We start from the raw sequence: 18,477 nt of genomic DNA, 5'->3' as shown, positions 1-18,477 counted from the left end.
GTAAAGTATATTATTTTAGCGTGAAGTAATAAATTCAATAAATTTCTTCAGTTGAAATTGGCATGATAATAAAAATTGATACAAGTTACTTTATCTATACTTAATGCGCTGTTTTATAGCTAACACACTATACCACCGTAGCACTACACTAGTAACAGACTGAAGGTTGTCGATATCTCAAGTTAGGCTAGTTACAGCATCTACAATATCGTTTGTAAATCTGTAGCTATATACAATAAATGAACTTTTTTATATATTCGTTGTTAGTATTTTGTATCTCCTGAACAGTTCCGTGAGAAATGATCTCCCCTTCATATAATACTGCTATTTTGTCAGCTATTTTAAATGCACTATGAATATCATGTGTAATCGTGATAATTGTAGGACGAAGATCTTGAGATAATTTTATTATTATCTCGTTTACTACATCTGACATGATTGGGTCTAATCCTGAAGTTGGCTCATCCAATACAATAATTTCTGGGTTGTGTGCAATTGCTCTTGCAAGTGCTACTCTTTTCTTCATTCCACCTGATAGTTCTACTGGAAACATTTCTGCTATATTTTCTTCCAGTCCAACGTCATTTAACTTCTCGATTGCTAGGCGTTTTGCCTCCTTTATGCTGATATTAAAGCGTTTTTTATAATTAAAAGATATATTTTCCCAAACTGTAACGTAGTCAAACAAAGCGGAATTTTGAAATAAAACTCCAAATTTATTTTTGCTTTTACTATTTATTTTAATAGACCCTGAGTCTGGTGTCAGTAATCCAATAATTATTTTTGTTAATACAGATTTACCACTTCCTGAGCCGCCAAGTATGACTAATGATTCTCCTTTCGATATATTGAAAGTTATGTTGTTTAATATCGTTCTATCATCAAAGGATAAGCTTAGATTCAATATTGATATTATGGGGCTATGCATATATTAAAGTAATTAAATAATTTGCTAAAATTATCAATATAGAGGATATAACAACAGTTGATGTTGTTGCAATACCTACTCCTCGTGCACCTTCCCTACAATGGTAACCGTAATAACAACTTGAAACAGAAATTATGGCGCCAAAAGCAGTCGCTTTCATTAGCCCAACAATAAAATTGTACATATTAAAGAATTGAGCTGTATATTTTATGTATATATTTAAATTGTGGTTAAATTCAAAGACTGCGGTGACATACCCTCCAAATATTCCTATTAGATCTGCACATACTGTAAGTATTGGAAATACTATAACTGACGCTAGAATTCTTGGTACAATTAAATATTTGAAAGGATTGATGTCCAAAGTTGTAAGTGCATCTATTTGTTCATTGATGCGCATCGTGCCAATTTCTGCTGCAATTGAGGACCCAACCTTTCCTACCATTATTAAGCTGATCAAAACTGGCCCTAACTCTTTAATGATAGTAATCGTAACAAGTTTAGGTACTACTTGTTCTTGATTAATCAATATACCACTTAAGCTACTCTGTAAAACTATCACTGCTCCTATAAAAATTCCAGTGAGCACAACAATTGGCAAAGAGAAAAAGCCTATCTCTATAATTTGTCTTGCCAAATTGCTAAAATAATATGGAGGAATAAAGCAGTGGTATAGAGATTGAATAAAAAATACAAATGCGTTACCAATCCTCAACAGAAAGTTGATAAAGCATCTACCGATTATTCTAACGCTGTCTATATTAAAGGAACTCACTTTACATTTATCTTAGCTAAAATTAGTTTTACTGATTTTATTAAAATTTTTATTAACTTCGCCAGAGTATAGTCAAGATATATCTTAAGTTCAATATACTTTGACCAAAATGCTTAAGTTTAAGTTTATAAGACTGAATTGTATAAGAAAAACTTACTTATTTCGCTATTTACTTCTTGTAAAAAACATGCTACCAATAAATTGTGTTATATAATTGAATTGGAGTAAGTTTTGGCAGTTCCGAAGAGAAAAAAGTCAAATTCAAAGCGTAATATGCATCGTTCTCATCATGCTATTAAGCCTAAGAATATTGTGGTATGTGCAACAACTGGAGAATTCATGTTGCCTCACAACATAGCAGTTGACAATAGTTACAAAGGAAATCGTATTTTCATTAAACAAAAGGCGGAGTAACTCATGATATGTTACCCACGGTCAAAAACAACATAGTTATCGCACTTGATGCTATGGGAGGGGATTTTGCACCTCTTTCCGTAATTCAGGGTGCTAGTTTTTTCTTGGATAATCTTATTGACCCAGGTGTTGAAGTTTTTTTTCATATTTATGGAGATCAGAAAGAAATATCTCCTTTACTTTCAAAATACAAAAAAGTAAGCGATAACTCCGAATTTACCCATTGCTCTGATAATGTTCTTCCAAATGATAAACCCTCTTTTGCACTTAAACATCGCAAAGATTCAAGTATGAAGGCAGCTGTTGAAGCAGTGAAAAAAGGTAAAGCTTTTGGGATGGTGTCTTCAGGCAACACTGGAGCATTGATGGCTATCTCCAGATTTATTTTAGGAACATTACCCAATATCTATCGTCCTGCTATTGCATCTGTCTGTCCAACTAAGACAAAAAGCTTTGCATTGCTTGATCTTGGTGCAAATGTTGACTGTAATACTGACTCATTATTTCAATTTGCATTAATGGGGAGTATATTTGCAAAAATAGCATTAAAAGTTGAAAATCCTGAAGTCGCTTTGCTAAACATTGGTACAGAGGAAGTGAAAGGTACTGACTCAGTAAGAGGAGCTTTTGAGTTACTCAAAAATGCTCCAAGTATTAACTTCAAAGGATATATAGAGGCAAGTGAATTTTTAGATGGTAATATAGACGTAATTGTTGCTGATGGTTTTGTTGGTAATGTAATGCTCAAGACAGCTGAGGCAACTGCTGGTACTTTTATCAGTCTAATAAAACAGGAAGTATTTAATTCATGGATGAAAAAAATGCTTGTTGGCATATTGTTGAAACCCAAGCTAAATAAAGCATTAGAGCGTTTTAATCCTAAAATTAGAAGTGGAGCTATGTTTTTAGGGCTAAATGGTATCATTATAAAGAGCCACGGAAATTCTGATGCTATTTCTTTTGCTCACGCTATAAAATTTGCAGTAAATGCAATCAGTGAAAATTTGAACCAGAAGATAATTAACGGGGTAAGTCATATTGAATAAAAGTTTCATATTGAGCACTGGTTCTTACTTACCAAAAAAAATTTTGAGTAATAACGAAATTGCATCGATAGTTGAAACAAACGATGAATGGATAAGGCAAAGAACAGGAATAGTTCAAAGACATATAGCAGATGAAGGAGAATTAACGTCAGATTTAGCTGTTAATGCAGCGAAAAATGCTATAGAAAAAGCGAAAATTTCAATAGATGAAATTGGTTTGATCATAGTTGCAACAACAACACCTGACAAAACTTTTCCTAGCTGTGCAACGATTATACAAAGTAAATTAAAGTGTAAAAACGCATTTGCTTTTGATGTACAAGCAGCATGCTCTGGTTTTATATATGCAGTTACAGTTGCTGATTCACTTATAAAGTCTAACGATAGAATTAAATACGCGCTTGTTATTGGTGCTGAAATAATGTCTAGGATTGTTGATTGGGAAGATAGGTCAACTTGTGTACTCTTTGGTGATGGTGCTGGTGCAGTGATAATGAAATCAGAAATGAGTATCAGTAGCATTATATCAACAAACTTACACTCTGATGGCAATGTGGACTTATTATGTACAAACGGAGGAATATCCTCTACTCGTGATTCTGGAAAGATACTTATGAATGGAAGAGAAGTGTTTAAACATGCAGTAGAGAAATTAACAGCCTCAGTAGAGGAAACTCTAAAATGCAATAGTTTGAAGATTACTGATATTGACTGGTTAATTCCCCATCAAGCAAACATTCGTATTATTGAAGCAGTAGTAAAGAAATTAGATTTTCCTATAGAGAAAGTGATTAATACCGTTGATAAGCATGCAAACACCTCAGCAGCATCAATTCCACTGGCCTTAGACTATGCAATACAAGAATCAAAAATAAAATCAGGAAATTTGGTACTGCTGATTTCAATAGGTGCAGGCCTGACATGGGGTTCTGTGTTACTGCGCTATTAAACTTCCTATTACCCACGCTTCTTTTTTCTCAGTTTTATCGTTACATGCTGTACTGACAAAATTTTGAGATATTATCACAAACATTATATTTACAAGAAATACTTGACTTCATGTGTACTAAGAAGCATTTTATATATGATGTGTGCCCGTAGCTCAGTTGGATAGAGCAACAGCCTTCTAAGCTGTGGGTCGTAGGTTCGAATCCTACCGGGCACATTCTTCTATCAATGCTTTCGATAAATTTTCAAGTATTCTGGTACCACATTTTCAATTGCTAGTGGTCTAATTTTCATTGTTCCGAGATCATCTGACTTTTCGATTGAACTACTCATCATAACTTTCACCTGATCTCGAGTAAGTATAGGGCTTGCATCTCCGGTTATAGGTTTTAACAGCACAGAAACAACTTTACTTTCTAAGAAAAAGGCTATCAATCTTGCCATTGGAAAAGGTACATTGATCAGTAGACACTTTCTGTTAGTCACATTCAGAATAAACTTTAATAAGCTTTTAAAAGAGTAAATTTTTGGTCCACCTATATTATAAATTTTTTTATCTTGCTTATTAAAGCTGATAATACGGTATACCACTTCAGCTAAGTTTGTTACACATATCGGCTGAAACTTCGTTATTCCACTACCGATTAACGGCAAAAAAGGAAGAATTGTTGCTAATCTTGCAAATTTATTGAAGAAACTATCTTCTTTACCGAATACGAGACTTGGCTTAATTATTATTGCTCCCTGAAATGCTGAAGTTACAGCTTTTTCACCTTCTAATTTACTGTGGGCATATCTTGACAGCTTACTATTTTCTATTCCCATGGCAGAAAAATGTATCATCATGTATACACTTTTTATTTGCGCAGCTTTTGCTATTCTTTCAGCTACTCCAACATGAACGTCATAGAAATCGTATTTTCTTTTTTCATATAATATTCCTACTAAATTTATAACAACATCACACCCCTCCATACTTTCTAAAATTGATTTTTCATTAAAAAAATCTCCTTCAATTATTGATATTTGTCCTAAATTTCCACATAACTTCAGACAAGCAGCTTTTTCCTGATCACGAGTAAATATTCCTATTAAATACCCCGCCGCTGCCAAGCGTCTTACGATGTGTTTTCCTATAAATCCCGTTCCACCAAAAATAACTATACGTTTTATCACAGTTAAAACTTCCAATAACTTAACTTTAAATTAATACAATAGTTTTATTTAATATTCTATTGTGAATTCCTGCACTATAAGGTCCATTCTCATTCCATGAGAACCTTTAACTAAAATTACATCATTACCTTGAACAATATTAGCTAAATTACTTTTCAATTGGTTAGAATCATCGAAATGCATGCCTTTTATATTCTCCGGTAAAAGTTTATTCAATTCTAACATAAATTTACCAACTATATGAACTTTATTCACATTTTGTTCTACTATAGAGTCAAGCAATTCTGTATGAAATACTATGCTTTCATTACCAAGTCCTAACATATCGCCAAGTAGTGCCACTTTTCTTAAATTAGAATATGTACCTAAAGTTCTTATTGCAGCCTTCATTGAAGTAGGGTTAGCATTATAGGAGTCGTTAATCAAATGTACTAATTTTCCATTGTATTTAGCTTGATGAACATTACCTCTACCTTCTGTTACAGTAAAATTCTCAAGTGCTAGTGGTAATTTAGATAAATCAAGTTCAAGACTTTGCAAAACTGCTGTAACAACTAATGCAGAGTATGCAAAATGTTCGCCTTTTAAAGGTAAATTACACTTCATAATTTGACCACTGTTCAGTTTGATTTTTACATTTAGACCGTTATCGTCTCTTATTAGGTCTAACAAACAAACAGTAGCACTTTCATTCTTACCAAAGCTTACTACATTTCTGTTAGCATTTGATAAGAGATAATCATAATGTTCATTATCCTTATTCAAAACCAAAGTACCATTATTTTTCATACCATGTAGAATTTCTAATTTTGCTTGCGCAATATCAAGTAGAGATGAAAAATTTTCAACATGCGCAGGTTCAATGTTGGTAATAACTGCAATATCCGGATTGCTAATCTCCGATAACTCTTTTATTTCACCAGCTCTACTCATTCCTATTTCAAGGATTAAATACTCGCAGTCTTCTGGTGCTTTTAGAATCGTAAAAGGCAATCCTATATTATTATTCAAATTACCTTCATTTACATGAGATACTCCATAATGCAACAAAACAGTGTTAAGCATATCTTTTGTAGTGGTTTTCCCAACACTACCTGTAATTGTGATAACTTTAGCATTAACAAGAATATTTCTAATGTAATATGATGCCATATTATGCAAAGCTTTTAGAGTATCTTGCACAATAATTAGAGGAAAATTTCTATATTTATCTTCTCTTACTACCGCAGCAACAGCTCCTTTTAAAAATGCTTCATGTAGAAAATCATGCCCATCAAATTTCTTTCCCTTGAGAGCAATAAATAAATCACCTTTTTTTATGCTTCTTGTATCCGTTGAAATATTTGAGCTATACACCGAATTACAAACACCCTCCCCTCTTCCGCCAGTAGCATCGATAATATTATTTGCGTTCCATTTTAACATAATTTATCTTTAAAGGTAATTTGAACAAGAAAAGCAGCAAAAATACTACATACTTTGGTCATGTACAAATAATGATTGCTATCTCTATAATTTCATCTTATAATAAATATACAAGCTTAAATATTTTCGTCTATAATTGGGTGTACTTTACTATCTGATTGTAGAAAGTGACTTGGAGTTATGTATGGCAAAAGATGAGTTAAATAAAAAGTCTATTTTGGCTAAGATAAAAGGTTTGTTTTTTTTTGTGCCTAAAGCACTTATTTATCCTATAAAGAAACCGTTTGCTTCAATTAATGAAATGAAGCATGATGCTAAAGTTTCATTAAAAAAGGCTGTGAGTGATGTACCTAAAGAAGAAGAGAAATATGACCAACCTATAAAAACCACAGAAGCTAGTAAGTACCTTAGCATACAAATAACAAAACAAGAAAAAGGTAAGGTAAGTTTTTTAGCGTCAAGAACTTTAACGGGGGATATACCTTACTTGAATCCAGAGAAATTAGATAAAATAAGGAAAGATCTGCCAAATATAACTATTTTTAGAGAAGAAAATAAAATTGTAATTGAAGTCGATGTTGAGAAGATTATCCAAGAAATAAAAGATAAAAATCCAGGTATAGATGAAAAAGTAATGAAAAAGTACGCTCTTGAAGGAATTTATAATAAAATTGATTGTGATCTCAAAGCAAAAATTACTGGTGGAGAGTTTAAAGTTCACAGAGATCGGAAATTGCTGTATGGTATTGCAGAAAAATTGTATAGTGGATATGATAGTAAAAAGCAAAAGTCACAGGAAGTTGTAAGGCCTATGGATAAAGAAAAGTCATCAGAGAAAATTTCAGATAATTGGCAAAAAGCTATTAAACAAGATTTTGAAAGTTGCGAAAGCATAAGAGGTAGGGGGAAATAAATTATGGAGAGCGTTATGAAAGAAGTTAAAATAGAGGAAAGGTATAATAGCCTAACTGTTCCTGAAGATATGTATCATTTACAACCAGAAGTTATTGCTGCAAGAAGGGCAAATAGAATAGAAACGTTTTCAAAAAGACACCAAATGGATTATGGGTCAGTTTTACGTGGACAAGATATACAGCTAAAAGACGTTTCAAGTCTTGAAGATTCTTCTAGCGAAGCAGCAATAAGCCCACCTTCTACACCAAATCATAAGCAAAATAGAAGAGGACCAGGAATTTAATAAAGTATGGGTAGTACAGCTTATGATGACACTAATATCTTTGCTAAGATATTAAGAGGTGAGTTGTCTTATGAGGAAACACACAAAAATGAAAATGTGCTAGCTTTTCGTGATAAGTATCCTGATGCACCAGTTCATATTCTAGTTATACCAAAAGCTCAATACGTTTCATACGATGATTTTGTTCTGAAAGCTTCCGAAGAGGAAATAGTAAGTTTTTTCAAAACTGTTAGAGAAATAGCACATAAATATAACTTAGAAAAAACAGGATATAGATTAGTTACTAATCACGGTAAAGATGGAGAGCAAGTTATACCTCACTTTCACATACATATTTTAGGTGGTAAAAGATTAGGAAAGCATGTAAATTCATAGTGTTATATGTTTTTTAAATGAGTGAATATTTAATCATATTAATTTTTATCTGTGTATCAATTGTAGTATCCTTTACTTTAGGTGTATTACCTATGTTTCTTGCAGTCAGTAACCCAGATGGTGAAAAGCTTTCTACATATGAATGTGGCTTTAATCCTTTATCAAGAGCCAGAAAAAGTTTCGACATAAAATTTTACTTAGTTGCAATATTGTTCATAATATTCGATTTAGAAATTGCTTTTCTTTTCCCTTGGGCCGTTTCTTTATCTAAAATAAGCTATTGCGGATTTTGGTCTATGATGATATTCTTTGCTATACTTACTATAGGCTTTATTTATGAGTGGTGTAAAGGTGCGTTGGAATGGGAGTAAATTTATCTAATGGCGACTGGAATCGTTGCAAAAAAGAAGGTTTTCTTATCACTAAATTTGGCGATTTAATAGATTATATAATGAACTGGGCAAGGTCTGGTTCATTGTGGCCAATGACATTTGGTCTTGCATGTTGCGCAGTAGAGATGATGCACACTGCATCCAGTCGTTATGATCTTGATAGATATGGCATAATCTTTCGTGCAAGCCCAAGGCAAGCAGATGTTATGATTGTTGCTGGCACGTTAACTAATAAAATGGCAGCAGCATTGCGTAAAGTTTATGATCAAATGGCGGACCCCAAATACGTCGTCTCTATGGGAAGTTGTGCAAATGGCGGTGGCTATTATCATTATTCTTACTCAGTAGTCCGTGGTTGCGATAGAATTGTGCCAGTTGATGTATATGTTCCTGGATGCCCTCCAACTGCTGAGGCGTTACTATATGGAATGCTATGTCTACAAAATAAAATAAAACGAACTAAGAATATATAGAATGGATAAAACTGCAAAATACATACAAAAAAAGACTAAATGTGAATGTATTCAGAAAAATGATGGCACTATTGTAATATATTCAGCTTTGAATGACATTGAAAATCACTTACTCTTTCTACGTGATGATGAAAAGTGTAGGCTTGAATTATTAGTTGACGTTTTTGGAGTTGATTACCCAGATAGAAAAAAACGTTTCGAGCTAATATACAATTTGCTCAGCCTTGTGCACAATATCAGAGTGCACATAAAGCTTCAGTTATGTGAAGGTGATATACCTCTAAGTGCAGCAAAGATATTTAACGCAGCTTCGTGGTTTGAGCGTGAAGTATTTGATATGTATGGAATAGAGTTTTCTAATCACCCAGATTTACGTAGGATTTTAACGGATTATGGATTCAAAGGTCATCCAATGTTAAAAGATTTTCCTCTCACTGGCTACGAGGAAGTAAGATACGATATAGAGGCAAAAAAGGTTGTATATAATCCTATAGACTTACCGCAAGATTTTCGTATGTTTGACAGCTTATCTCCTTGGGAAGGTAGTAAAGCCACAAAAGTAAATATAAAGGAGTAGAAAATGACAGCACAAAGAAAAAAAATATCTTTGATTGGCGCAGGAAATATCGGTGGAACACTTGCCCATATGATTGCACTAAGAGAGCTAGGAGATGTTATTTTGCTTGATGTAAGCGATAAAATACCACAAGGTAAAGCACTTGACATTACAGAATCATCTCCTATTGATCGATCTAATGTCAATATTACTGGTACAAATAGGTATGAAGATATAAAAAACTCTGACGCAATTATAATAACTGCTGGCATTGCCAGAAAACCTGGAATGAGCAGAGATGACCTTCTGCAAACTAATGCTGCAGTAATGAAAGAGGTTGGGGAAAATATTAAAAAACATTCTCCAAACGCATTTGTAATAGTGGTTACCAATCCTTTAGATGCTATGGTTTCAGTAGTATACAAATCTTCAAGCCTGCCAACTAATATGATTGTTGGTATGGCAGGAGTGCTTGACTCTGCTCGTTTTCGTTATTTTCTTGCAAGTGAGTTAAATATTTCTGTCGAAGATGTATCTGCTTTTGTGCTTGGAGGACATGGTGACACTATGGTACCACTAATCAATTATGCTTCAATTGCTGGCATTCCACTTACCCAAATCATTGAGATGGGTTTGATTACGCGAGGAAAAGTTGATGAAATAGTTGAGCGCACTCGTAATGGTGGAAAAGAAATAGTTGATCTACTTAAATCTGGATCTGCATACTATGCTCCTGCATCTTCAGCCATAAGCATGCTAGAATCATACTTAAAAGATAAAAGGCTTATATTACCATGCGCTGCTTATCTTAATGGTGAATATGGTGTGAAAGACTTATTCATTGGTGTTCCTACTATTATTGGCAAAAATGGAGTTGAGAAAATTCTAGAAGTTAAGATGGATGATAGTGAACAAGAGATGTTCAATAAATCTGTAAATGCAGTGGAAGAGCTTTGTCGGCTAAATTAATTGTCCTATATAATTTCTTTGAGCTCAAGTTTTGTAAACAGTCTAAAAAAATTATTTGTAGTTATTTTTGCTACTTCTTCTGGCGATTCATTCCATAATTTCGCTAAACAATTCACAACGTATTTCACCATTGCCGGTTCATTTTTTTTTCCTCTGTAAGGCTCAGGTGACAGGTAAGGTGCATCAGTTTCAACTAAAACACGCTCACGTGGCACATTTTGTGCAATTTCTCTTAGTAAGTTCGCATTTTTAAAAGTAATAATTCCAGAAAATGAAATGTATAATCCCAAGTCCATAGCCTTATAAGAAAGCTCTTTAGAAGAAGCAAAGCAATGCATTACTCCACTAAAAGCGTCCTTCTTCATTTCTGAATTTAACATATCAATCATCTCACTATCAGCACTTCTAGTGTGAATAACTAAAGGTAATCCTGTTACTTTTGCCGCTTCTATGTGTGATGCAAAACTTTTTTTTTGATTGATTTTGTTATCAGATTTATAAAAATCTAATCCGGTTTCACCGATACTAATTACCTTTTTGCCCTTAGTAAATTCAATCAATTCATCAGCATTTATACACTCACCTTTTTCCACAGTAGTATCAAGCGGATGTATACCAACGGAGCAGTAGACTTGATCATAGGATGAAGAGATTTTTAATAATTTAGGGATATCATTAATGCTTATACATATGTTATGCAAAATTCTCACACCATTTTGCTCTGCTCTTGAAATTACCTTTGGTATTTCATCATAAGAAAAATAAATTAGATGACAATGAGAATCAACTATCATAAATAGATCCTTTTATGATAGAAGAAAACTCTTCTATCACTTTTTTATAAACTTCTTTTTTGAACGGTATGGCACTGGCTACCAAATCATCCACATTTTGCCAACGCCACTCTTTGAACTCTGGATGATCAGTATAGTTAATATTAATATCCTTATCCTTCCCACAAAATTTCATTAAGAACCACCTTTGCTTTTGGCCAAAATATCTCCCATTCCAGCATATCGGTATAACTTCCTCGGGTAAGTTGTAATATATCCACTCTTTATTTTGAGCCACAACTTCTGCTTCATCAGTACCAACTTCCTCCAATAGCTCACGTAGCGCTGCCTGCTCTAGCTCTTCACCTTCATCAACTCCTCCTTGTGGCATCTGCCAATAAGAGTCACTATCAAAACGTTTTCCAATAAAAATATTTCCCTGTTTGTTAAATAACATTATGCCAACACAAGGGCGATACTCTTGCTCCTCACTAATCACAAATACTCTCTATTGCTAAATTATCTATCATAGAAGTTCCAATTACTTTTTTACTATTCATTTTTTCAACAATTTTTTTTGCAACTTCTTTTGCGCTTAAGTTTGAGTTATCAATTTCAAGTGAACCTTGAGGCATAAATAGTTTCTTTCCTTTAATTCTTCTTATAGCAAAATCTGAATCAGTAATTTTTCTCTCCTGCTCTCTTTCCTTTAATTGAACGCGCTTTACTAGTTCTCCACTATTACAATATAACACCACAGGGAGAATCTCCACGTTCATTTTTTTACTTAAATTCACCACTGAGTTATATACTTTTTGATCATAGGAATCACCTTTTATCAATTCGTTTGTAAATATATAATGCTTTGATTCTATATGGTATTTTTCCAATATTGCTAACATATTCTCTTTAATCACAAAAATTTCTTCCCATATTTCACTTGTAACCTCAGCGTTTCTGAAATCAATCATATCAAATATGGTATTATTAAACAGGTTATTGTCTACTATCACCCCATCAATAATATTACACAGCTCTTTTGCAATCGTAAGTTTGCCACTACCGGGAAATCCGATTAAGTAAATGATCATACCATCAGAAAACTATCATATATTACAAATATATGTATTATAAACGTTACACTAGAAACATATCAAAAATAGTTCATATTCAGAAATTTTGAGTGTATCATTACAGATAAATTATATAATTTAGAATAATGAATGGTGATACAGAATCAATAAAAAATACAATTGTAGATGTAATAGATCAAAACAAAGGTCAAGATATAGTTACTTTTGATGTACAGAATAAAACTGTCATTGCAAAATATATGATCATTGCATCCGGTGATTCGAGCCGCCATGTAAAAGCATTAGCTGAGCACGTGATGAAAAATATCAAGCAATATGATAAAATAGATGTAGAAGGTATGGATGAAGGTAACTGGGTGATTGTGAATTTTCAAGGTATAATGGTTCACCTATTCAGGCCAGAAGTAAGAGAATATTATAAGATAGAAGAGTTATGGAATTGATTATCCAGGTAGCTGGTATACACTTGCTCAAATGTTGTAATTTTGAAGGCAACCCTTATGAAGTTGGTTGTGTCATTCCAGTGCTTGACACTGAAATCTAGAAAACTTAATCATAAACGAGCACACTATACAACATTTTTGATGAAATTTCATAACAAACTGGATTCCAGCGTCAAGCACTGGAATGACGCCATCGTTAACAACACCGTTTACACACAAAATAACATATTATGAAACATAAATCCGAGTTTTTAAACTTCATTCAAGAAAGAGGATACCTATATCAATGTACAAACATTGATAGGTTAGACCAGCTATTATCACAAGATAATTATATAATTGCATACATTGGGTTTGATTGTACGGCACCAAGTTTGCATATTGGCAGTCTCATTCAAATCATGATGCTCCGTCACCTACAAAAATTCGGTTATAAGCCAATAGTTCTACTTGGAGGTGGCACAACAAAAATTGGTGACCCATCTGGTAAAGACAAAGCAAGAAGCGTCTTGCTGATAGAAGATATCAATCAAAATATACTTGGTATAAAGAAAACCCTCGAGAAGATGATATCTTTCGATTATGGAAAAACTGGTGCAATTATAGTAAACAACGCAGATTGGTTAGATAACATAAAATATATAGACTTTTTGCGTGATATAGGGACACATTTTTCTGTAAATCGCATGTTAGGCTTTGATAGTGTGAAAATTAGGCTAGATAGGGAGCAAAATCTAAGCTTTCTCGAGTTTAATTACATGTTGTTACAAGCCTATGATTTTGTCGAGTTGAATAAAAAGTATGGCTGTCGTCTCCAGATTGGAGGGTCAGACCAATGGGGAAATATAGTAAACGGAATTGAACTTAGCAAAAAGTTTAATTTACCTGAGCTGTTTGGTCTTACCACACCTCTTTTATTAAACGCACAAGGAAAAAAGATGGGGAAAACTGAAAGTGGGGCAGTATGGCTTGATGGCAGCATGCTAAATTCTTATGACTACTGGCAATATTTTCGCAATGTTGATGATCAAGATGTTGGTCGTTTCTTGAGACTTTTCACTGATTTACCAACTGATGAAATTAAAAAACTAGAGTCCTTGAAGGATCAAGAAATAAATGAAGCAAAAAAGGTCTTGGCAACAGAAGTGACAAAAATATGTCATGGTTGCAAAGAAGCTGAACTTGCACGATCTGCTGCAATCTCTGCTTTTGAAAATGAAGATAGTTCATTGCTTTCTGGTTACACTATCACAAGAGAACAAGTTGCAAATGGCATACTCCTGATAGACTTGCTTCATGACACCGGTTTTGAACCTTCAAAAGGTGCGGCAAAGCGTTTAATACAGGGAAATGGATGTAAAGTTAATGATAATACTATAAACGATGTTAACTATACAATAAACTCTGAAAGCTTTGAAGGTCAGCCATTTATCAAATTATCTGCAGGAAAGAAACACCATATTAAAATTTTAGTGAGTGAAGTAAGAAAGTAAATTTGTCTCTGTTCAGAAGAATAGCAAAATAAGGTAGCCAAAAAAAGACAATTATAGGGACAAATGGATATCATTGAAGCAGCTGACACTGTGGCAGAATCGCTAGGCAACCCTACTATCGCTAGCAGTTTCTTGCTGTCGATTTGCTGAGATTGGTTTATCAACTTGAGTGTCAGGCTTTGACAATTTATATATAGCATTGCCAACTATTAATGCTGTTGCTGTAATTGCAACTACTGCTATAACTATAGGTATTAACTCAGCTGTAATTGCTCCGGCTGTAAAAAGTGCTATAGATATAGCAGTACCTAATAATGCAGTTACTCCATCGGCAATCCACCCTTTCTTAATTGCTGGACTATTAAGATAGTATAAAGGAGTCTCTCCCCACATATCTACTGCATTAACATTGACACCTCTTTCTACAAGAGCATCTATTATGGCCATACTACGAAATAAAGCAGCATAGTGTAAAGGAGTCCTTCTCCATATATTTATTGCATTAACATCTGCACCTTTTTCTATGAGAGCGTTTGCTATGTTTATACTATCAAGATAAGTAGTATTATGTAAAGGAGTATCTCCTTTTACATCTTTTTCATTAACATTTGCCCTTTTTTCCATAAGAGCCTTCGCTATATTTTCTAGGTTAAAGGAAGCCACTAAGTGCAAAAGAGTCGCTTTTTCACCATCTTTAAACACATAATCTATATCAAAGCCAGACTTTTCCCACTCTTCATATTCCTTTGAATATCTTTTCAGCTCATTTTGTATTTTTTCAATTACGTTATCTTTGCTTAAATCTTTGTCAACATTAACTAAACTCAATAATTCGTGCCAATTTGAAATTTCCATTGCTATAACCTTACCTTTAATTTTCAATAATGTATTTAATTATATGATAAGAAGTCAATTTAAATAAATTACACATACATGGAACTTATCAGATAAATATATAATATGAACTAGATTCCAGCGGGCTTTGTTGCATCACTACCTATGAAAGGCTAACTATACAAGCAGCTTATTGAAAATCTTATTTTTTGCAATCAATCTGATTAAATTTAAGAATAGTAATTTATTGTTTGTACTAATAAATTTAATTCTACTTAAAATAGCTAAAGCATTGAAATGCTTGAATTCTAGCTAGATTAGTAAATGATAGTAAAACTTCTTTTACTTAAATTTAGATATTTACTGACTGTCCTTACTATAAATGCTAGAATAATAAGCTATTGATATTCTACATTTTTATCTTTTATCCATCGTAGATAGCGATGCAACAAAGCCCAATGGCGTCAACTTAAGGAAAGATGTTAAGGAATAAAATACTATAAAAAATAGGACCTTTGGTTTCTATTTTATTTCAATAAAGAAGATATCAGTAAAGCTTATCTATTAAGGTGTCACATAGAGGAGTGCTATAAACGACTCAAAGTAGAAGCAGAATTAGAGAATTTTTCTGGGATAAATTTAGAAACAAGAATTTTGTGCAAACTTGGTCATGTGCAATACTTCATATGTGTGATGCACAAGAGCCTTGGAACCCAGATCAAATTGCTGAGTATCGTTTAAATTTTTCAGTTTTATTTGGTGTAACGAGACAGAAACTTTATCAGGTGCTTGTTGGAACCAAAAAATTTCCAAGCACTTTTTAAGTATACGGACTAAAGTTAACGTGAAGATTGTATAGCTGCAATAAAGTAGATAAGCCTAAACGCCATCATGCCTTTAGGAGAGCTTGCTAATTTATTCTCTTAAGTTAACGCCATTGCCTGAACAGATACATAAAAAAGTAGTACTTGCAAGAAAGAGTTACTTAAGAAATTAATTAACTTTGCTATTTTCTCTAACATACTTAGAAGAAATAGATACATTATCTAATGCAGTCCTAATACTAGCATTGTTCTCATTAACAACTACAGCTAGCTCACAAGCATTCAAAGTATATCTACCATATGGAAACAGTACAGTACTTACTTCAGTAAATGCATCTTGTAGCATGCTACTATTTTTAGCTCGTATTAAAGTAGAATTGACACATTCATTATTACCTTTATATATAGCAAAGGCAAATGGTTTAATGACATACGTCACGCCTGGAAGCTGCACAATATCTTTATAAGTAAGGATATTTCGTAGTGTATCACTATTTTGAACTCGTATTAAAATAGAATTGATACATTCGTTATTGCCTTTATATATAGCAAAGTTAAGTGGCGTTAAAGTATACGCTATAATACTTAAATACTGTACAATATTTCTAGAAGCAAGAATATCTTGTAATATACCATTTTCTTGGGCTTTTGTTAAAATAACATTAATATACCTTCCCTTATTATGATGTATGGCAAAACCAAGCGATGTTAAGGTGTACATCAAACCATTTTGATAGTTTATAATATATGCAGTAGTAAGAATATCTTGTAGTATACCATTGTTTTGAGCTTGTTCTAAAATAGAATTAACACATTCATTATTGTCTCTATGTATAGCTAGGCTAAGCAGTGTTAAAGTGCGTCCTCCACCTGTTGGAAATCGTTTAGTATATCAAGTGATAAGAACTTTTAGTAAATCATTTCCTGAAACTGCTTCCAAGATATCGCTGATGCTCCTTCCATTCCATATGGATCTTTTTAGCTGAAAATACAAATCTTTTTGTTTTCGTGTTAAATTTTGATGATTTAGCATATTCTTGTAACCTCGTTTTAAAGTTAGTGCAGTTTAATTATTCTATGTTAGTATACACCAATAGAAAAAATTTCATCATATGTTCTGGAAAAAATTTACACAGGTTAATGAGGAAACCGTAAGAGAGAGCCTAAAAAAGGTTATAGAGAAGAAAAGTGGTAAGAATGTTGGTGTAGTATCCTCAATTGTTATTAAAGGTAAAGATGTTGCTTTTGCTCTTGAAGTTACTGAGCCAAATGAAGAATTAAGAAAAAATTGTGAGCAAGCTGTTAAGACGATACCGGGAGTAGGAAAGGTTACTGTAATTGCTACTGGTCAAAAACAAGCTAGGCAACAAAAAGCTAAACTTCATATCGAAGGAGTGAAAAATATAATTGTCGTTGCTTCTGGTAAGGGAGGTGTGGGTAAGTCGACAGTTGCACTAAATCTAGCTCTTTCGTTAGCAGAATTAAAACATAAAGTTGCGCTAGTTGATGCAGATATATATGGTCCTTCGATTCCTAAAATGTTGAGCACTGAGAAATTAAAACCAGAAATACAAAGTGGTAAAGCAATGCCTATAGAGAAACATGGTCTCTATACTATTTCAATTGGCTATTTTATTGATAAGGACCGCGCAGCAATATGGCGTGGACCTATGATCACAAAAGCACTTTACAATTTGCTAATAGGAACAAGGTGGTCTGATATAGAATATTTAATCATTGATACACCACCTGGCACTGGCGATGTACATTTAAGTCTGATGGAGAATTTTAGTTTAACTGGAGCAATAATAGTTTCAACTCCACAGGAGCTTGCTTTAGTCGATGCACGAAAAATTTATGATATGTTCACAAAGCTCAGCGTGCCAATTATCGGCATTGTGGAAAATATGAGCTATTTTGTTCAAGATAATTCAAAAATACACATATTTGGAAAAGGTGGTGCAAAAAAAATGTCTGAAGAGCTGGGAATCAAACTCTTGAGCAGAGTTCCTCTAGATCCGCAAATATGTAGTGCTTCTGATTGTGGAAATCCTTCAATACTAAGTGAGGATTTAGTAAGGATTTATGAAGGCATTGCTAAAGATGTTAGGTCTTTTGTATGCAGTCTATAAAGTTTTTTTAAACTACTTTTAAAAAAGGTAGAATGTAATTTTAGGTGAATAAAATATTTCAAATGGCAGCAGCTACCTCGTATCTGAACAGACAATAGACTTCTTGGATAACTTGATAAAACATCCAGATTTCAGGAGGATAAAGAGCTATTAAAGTTCAATAGGAGTATGCAAAAGTTTTATAAAAAGGGAATGTTCAACTCCCCCAT

Annotated in this window: 22 protein-coding genes, 1 tRNA gene and 1 pseudogene; 15 read left to right on the top strand and 9 right to left on the bottom strand. The window is 33.3% G+C overall.

All coding sequences use genetic code 11. The features are described 5' to 3' along the window. Positions 1–226: 226 nt before the first annotated feature. Positions 227–928: an ABC transporter ATP-binding protein gene (locus tag JSQ73_RS04840; RefSeq protein WP_214249957.1), complete on the bottom strand. Its 702-nt coding sequence runs from the start codon at positions 926–928 to the stop codon at positions 227–229. Beyond that, positions 921–1,703 carry an MlaE family ABC transporter permease gene (locus JSQ73_RS04835; protein ID WP_214249956.1) on the bottom strand — a complete coding sequence of 261 codons (783 nt, stop codon included), beginning with the start codon at positions 1,701–1,703 and terminating at the stop codon, positions 921–923. The genes JSQ73_RS04840 and JSQ73_RS04835 overlap by 8 nt, the downstream gene beginning before the upstream one ends. 231 nt (positions 1,704–1,934) lie before the next feature. On the opposite strand from JSQ73_RS04835, the gene rpmF reads away from it, so the two are divergent. The 4 genes from rpmF to JSQ73_RS04815 all read left to right on the top strand — a co-directional run bounded on the left by rpmF (position 1,935) and on the right by JSQ73_RS04815 (position 4,328). Then, a complete protein-coding gene (rpmF, locus tag JSQ73_RS04830) occupies positions 1,935–2,117 on the top strand; it encodes a 50S ribosomal protein L32 (protein WP_214249955.1) in 183 nt (60 codons plus the stop codon). 8 nt (positions 2,118–2,125) lie between these two features. After that, entirely contained in the window at positions 2,126–3,163 is a 1,038-nt protein-coding gene (gene plsX / locus JSQ73_RS04825; RefSeq protein WP_214249954.1) for a phosphate acyltransferase PlsX, read from the top strand. Then, a complete protein-coding gene (locus JSQ73_RS04820) occupies positions 3,156–4,112 on the top strand; it encodes a beta-ketoacyl-ACP synthase III (protein WP_214249953.1) in 957 nt (318 codons plus the stop codon). The genes plsX and JSQ73_RS04820 overlap by 8 nt, the downstream gene beginning before the upstream one ends. A 142-nt stretch (positions 4,113–4,254) precedes the next feature. Beyond that, positions 4,255–4,328 (top strand) — tRNA-Arg (locus tag JSQ73_RS04815). Between the two features lie 8 nt (positions 4,329–4,336). Here JSQ73_RS04815 and JSQ73_RS04810 read toward each other — a convergent pair. Beyond that, positions 4,337–5,287, bottom strand: a complete 951-nt coding sequence (locus tag JSQ73_RS04810; RefSeq protein WP_214249974.1) for a complex I NDUFA9 subunit family protein — start codon at positions 5,285–5,287, stop codon at positions 4,337–4,339. A 48-nt stretch (positions 5,288–5,335) separates the two neighbouring features. Further along, on the bottom strand, positions 5,336–6,712 hold the full coding sequence (locus tag JSQ73_RS04805) for a UDP-N-acetylmuramoyl-tripeptide--D-alanyl-D-alanine ligase (protein WP_214249952.1): 1,377 nt from the start codon (positions 6,710–6,712) through the stop codon (positions 5,336–5,338). A 184-nt stretch (positions 6,713–6,896) separates the two neighbouring features. Between JSQ73_RS04805 and JSQ73_RS04800 the strand changes: the two genes are divergently transcribed. From JSQ73_RS04800 to mdh, 7 genes are read left to right on the top strand one after another with little or no spacing between them, the layout of a single operon-like run. After that, on the top strand, positions 6,897–7,625 hold the full coding sequence (locus JSQ73_RS04800) for a hypothetical protein (protein WP_214249951.1): 729 nt from the start codon (positions 6,897–6,899) through the stop codon (positions 7,623–7,625). A gap of 3 nt (positions 7,626–7,628) precedes the next feature. After that, complete coding sequence (locus tag JSQ73_RS04795; protein ID WP_214249950.1) at positions 7,629–7,910, top strand: hypothetical protein; 282 nt, start codon at positions 7,629–7,631, stop codon at positions 7,908–7,910. A gap of 6 nt (positions 7,911–7,916) precedes the next feature. Next, the gene (locus JSQ73_RS04790) at positions 7,917–8,285 is read left to right on the top strand and encodes an HIT domain-containing protein (RefSeq protein WP_214249949.1); all 369 of its coding nucleotides are present in this window, start codon (positions 7,917–7,919) and stop codon (positions 8,283–8,285) included. 17 nt (positions 8,286–8,302) lie between these two features. Further along, a complete protein-coding gene (gene ndhC, locus JSQ73_RS04785) occupies positions 8,303–8,656 on the top strand; it encodes an NADH-quinone oxidoreductase subunit A (protein WP_214249948.1) in 354 nt (117 codons plus the stop codon). Beyond that, positions 8,647–9,150 carry a NuoB/complex I 20 kDa subunit family protein gene (locus JSQ73_RS04780; RefSeq protein ID WP_214249947.1) on the top strand — a complete coding sequence of 168 codons (504 nt, stop codon included), beginning with the start codon at positions 8,647–8,649 and terminating at the stop codon, positions 9,148–9,150. Before ndhC ends, JSQ73_RS04780 begins: the two co-directional genes overlap by 10 nt. 1 nt (position 9,151) lies before the next feature. Continuing rightward, on the top strand, positions 9,152–9,727 hold the full coding sequence (locus JSQ73_RS04775) for an NADH-quinone oxidoreductase subunit C (protein ID WP_214249946.1): 576 nt from the start codon (positions 9,152–9,154) through the stop codon (positions 9,725–9,727). Between the two features lie 3 nt (positions 9,728–9,730). Next, positions 9,731–10,675 carry a malate dehydrogenase gene (gene mdh, locus JSQ73_RS04770; protein ID WP_214249945.1) on the top strand — a complete coding sequence of 315 codons (945 nt, stop codon included), beginning with the start codon at positions 9,731–9,733 and terminating at the stop codon, positions 10,673–10,675. Between the two features lie 5 nt (positions 10,676–10,680). Here mdh and JSQ73_RS04765 read toward each other — a convergent pair whose 3' ends face one another. Genes JSQ73_RS04765 through JSQ73_RS04755 form a run of 3 tightly spaced genes read right to left on the bottom strand, consistent with a single transcriptional unit; the run spans position 10,681 to position 12,539 of the window. Beyond that, entirely contained in the window at positions 10,681–11,469 is a 789-nt protein-coding gene (locus JSQ73_RS04765) for a TatD family hydrolase (protein ID WP_214249944.1), read from the bottom strand. After that, the gene (locus JSQ73_RS04760) at positions 11,459–11,947 is read right to left on the bottom strand and encodes an RNA pyrophosphohydrolase (RefSeq protein WP_214249943.1); all 489 of its coding nucleotides are present in this window, start codon (positions 11,945–11,947) and stop codon (positions 11,459–11,461) included. The genes JSQ73_RS04765 and JSQ73_RS04760 overlap by 11 nt, the downstream gene beginning before the upstream one ends. Further along, positions 11,940–12,539, bottom strand: a complete 600-nt coding sequence (locus tag JSQ73_RS04755) for an AAA family ATPase (RefSeq protein ID WP_214249942.1) — start codon at positions 12,537–12,539, stop codon at positions 11,940–11,942. Before JSQ73_RS04755 ends, JSQ73_RS04760 begins: the two co-directional genes overlap by 8 nt. A 128-nt stretch (positions 12,540–12,667) precedes the next feature. On the opposite strand from JSQ73_RS04755, the gene rsfS reads away from it, so the two are divergent. Continuing rightward, positions 12,668–12,985 (top strand): ribosome silencing factor, encoded by a 318-nt coding sequence (gene rsfS, locus JSQ73_RS04750; RefSeq protein ID WP_214249941.1) that lies wholly within the window; start codon positions 12,668–12,670, stop codon positions 12,983–12,985. Between the two features lie 230 nt (positions 12,986–13,215). Next, entirely contained in the window at positions 13,216–14,478 is a 1,263-nt protein-coding gene (gene tyrS, locus JSQ73_RS04745; protein ID WP_214249940.1) for a tyrosine--tRNA ligase, read from the top strand. A gap of 102 nt (positions 14,479–14,580) precedes the next feature. Here tyrS and JSQ73_RS04740 read toward each other — a convergent pair whose 3' ends face one another. Beyond that, entirely contained in the window at positions 14,581–15,333 is a 753-nt protein-coding gene (locus JSQ73_RS04740) for an ankyrin repeat domain-containing protein (RefSeq protein WP_214249973.1), read from the bottom strand. 510 nt (positions 15,334–15,843) lie between these two features. Between JSQ73_RS04740 and JSQ73_RS04735 the strand changes: the two are divergent. Beyond that, positions 15,844–16,226 (top strand): annotated as a pseudogene (locus tag JSQ73_RS04735) (IS4-like element ISWosp8 family transposase); the annotation flags it as partial. Positions 16,227–16,305: 79 nt separating this feature from the next. Here the strand turns inward: JSQ73_RS04735 and JSQ73_RS04730 are convergent. Beyond that, positions 16,306–16,971: a WD_0033/WD_0034 family tandem repeat-containing protein gene (locus tag JSQ73_RS04730; RefSeq protein WP_458694696.1), complete on the bottom strand. Its 666-nt coding sequence runs from the start codon at positions 16,969–16,971 to the stop codon at positions 16,306–16,308. Between the two features lie 277 nt (positions 16,972–17,248). Between JSQ73_RS04730 and JSQ73_RS04725 the strand changes: the two genes are divergently transcribed. Then, the gene (locus tag JSQ73_RS04725) at positions 17,249–18,268 is read left to right on the top strand and encodes an Mrp/NBP35 family ATP-binding protein (protein WP_214249939.1); all 1,020 of its coding nucleotides are present in this window, start codon (positions 17,249–17,251) and stop codon (positions 18,266–18,268) included. Positions 18,269–18,477: the final 209 nt, after the last annotated feature.

The organism is Wolbachia endosymbiont of Anopheles demeilloni, assembly GCF_018491735.2.
Lineage (GTDB): Bacteria > Pseudomonadota > Alphaproteobacteria > Rickettsiales > Anaplasmataceae > Wolbachia.
Note: the sequence above shows the minus strand (reverse complement) of the source record. Positions and strands in the feature narration are given on the sequence as shown.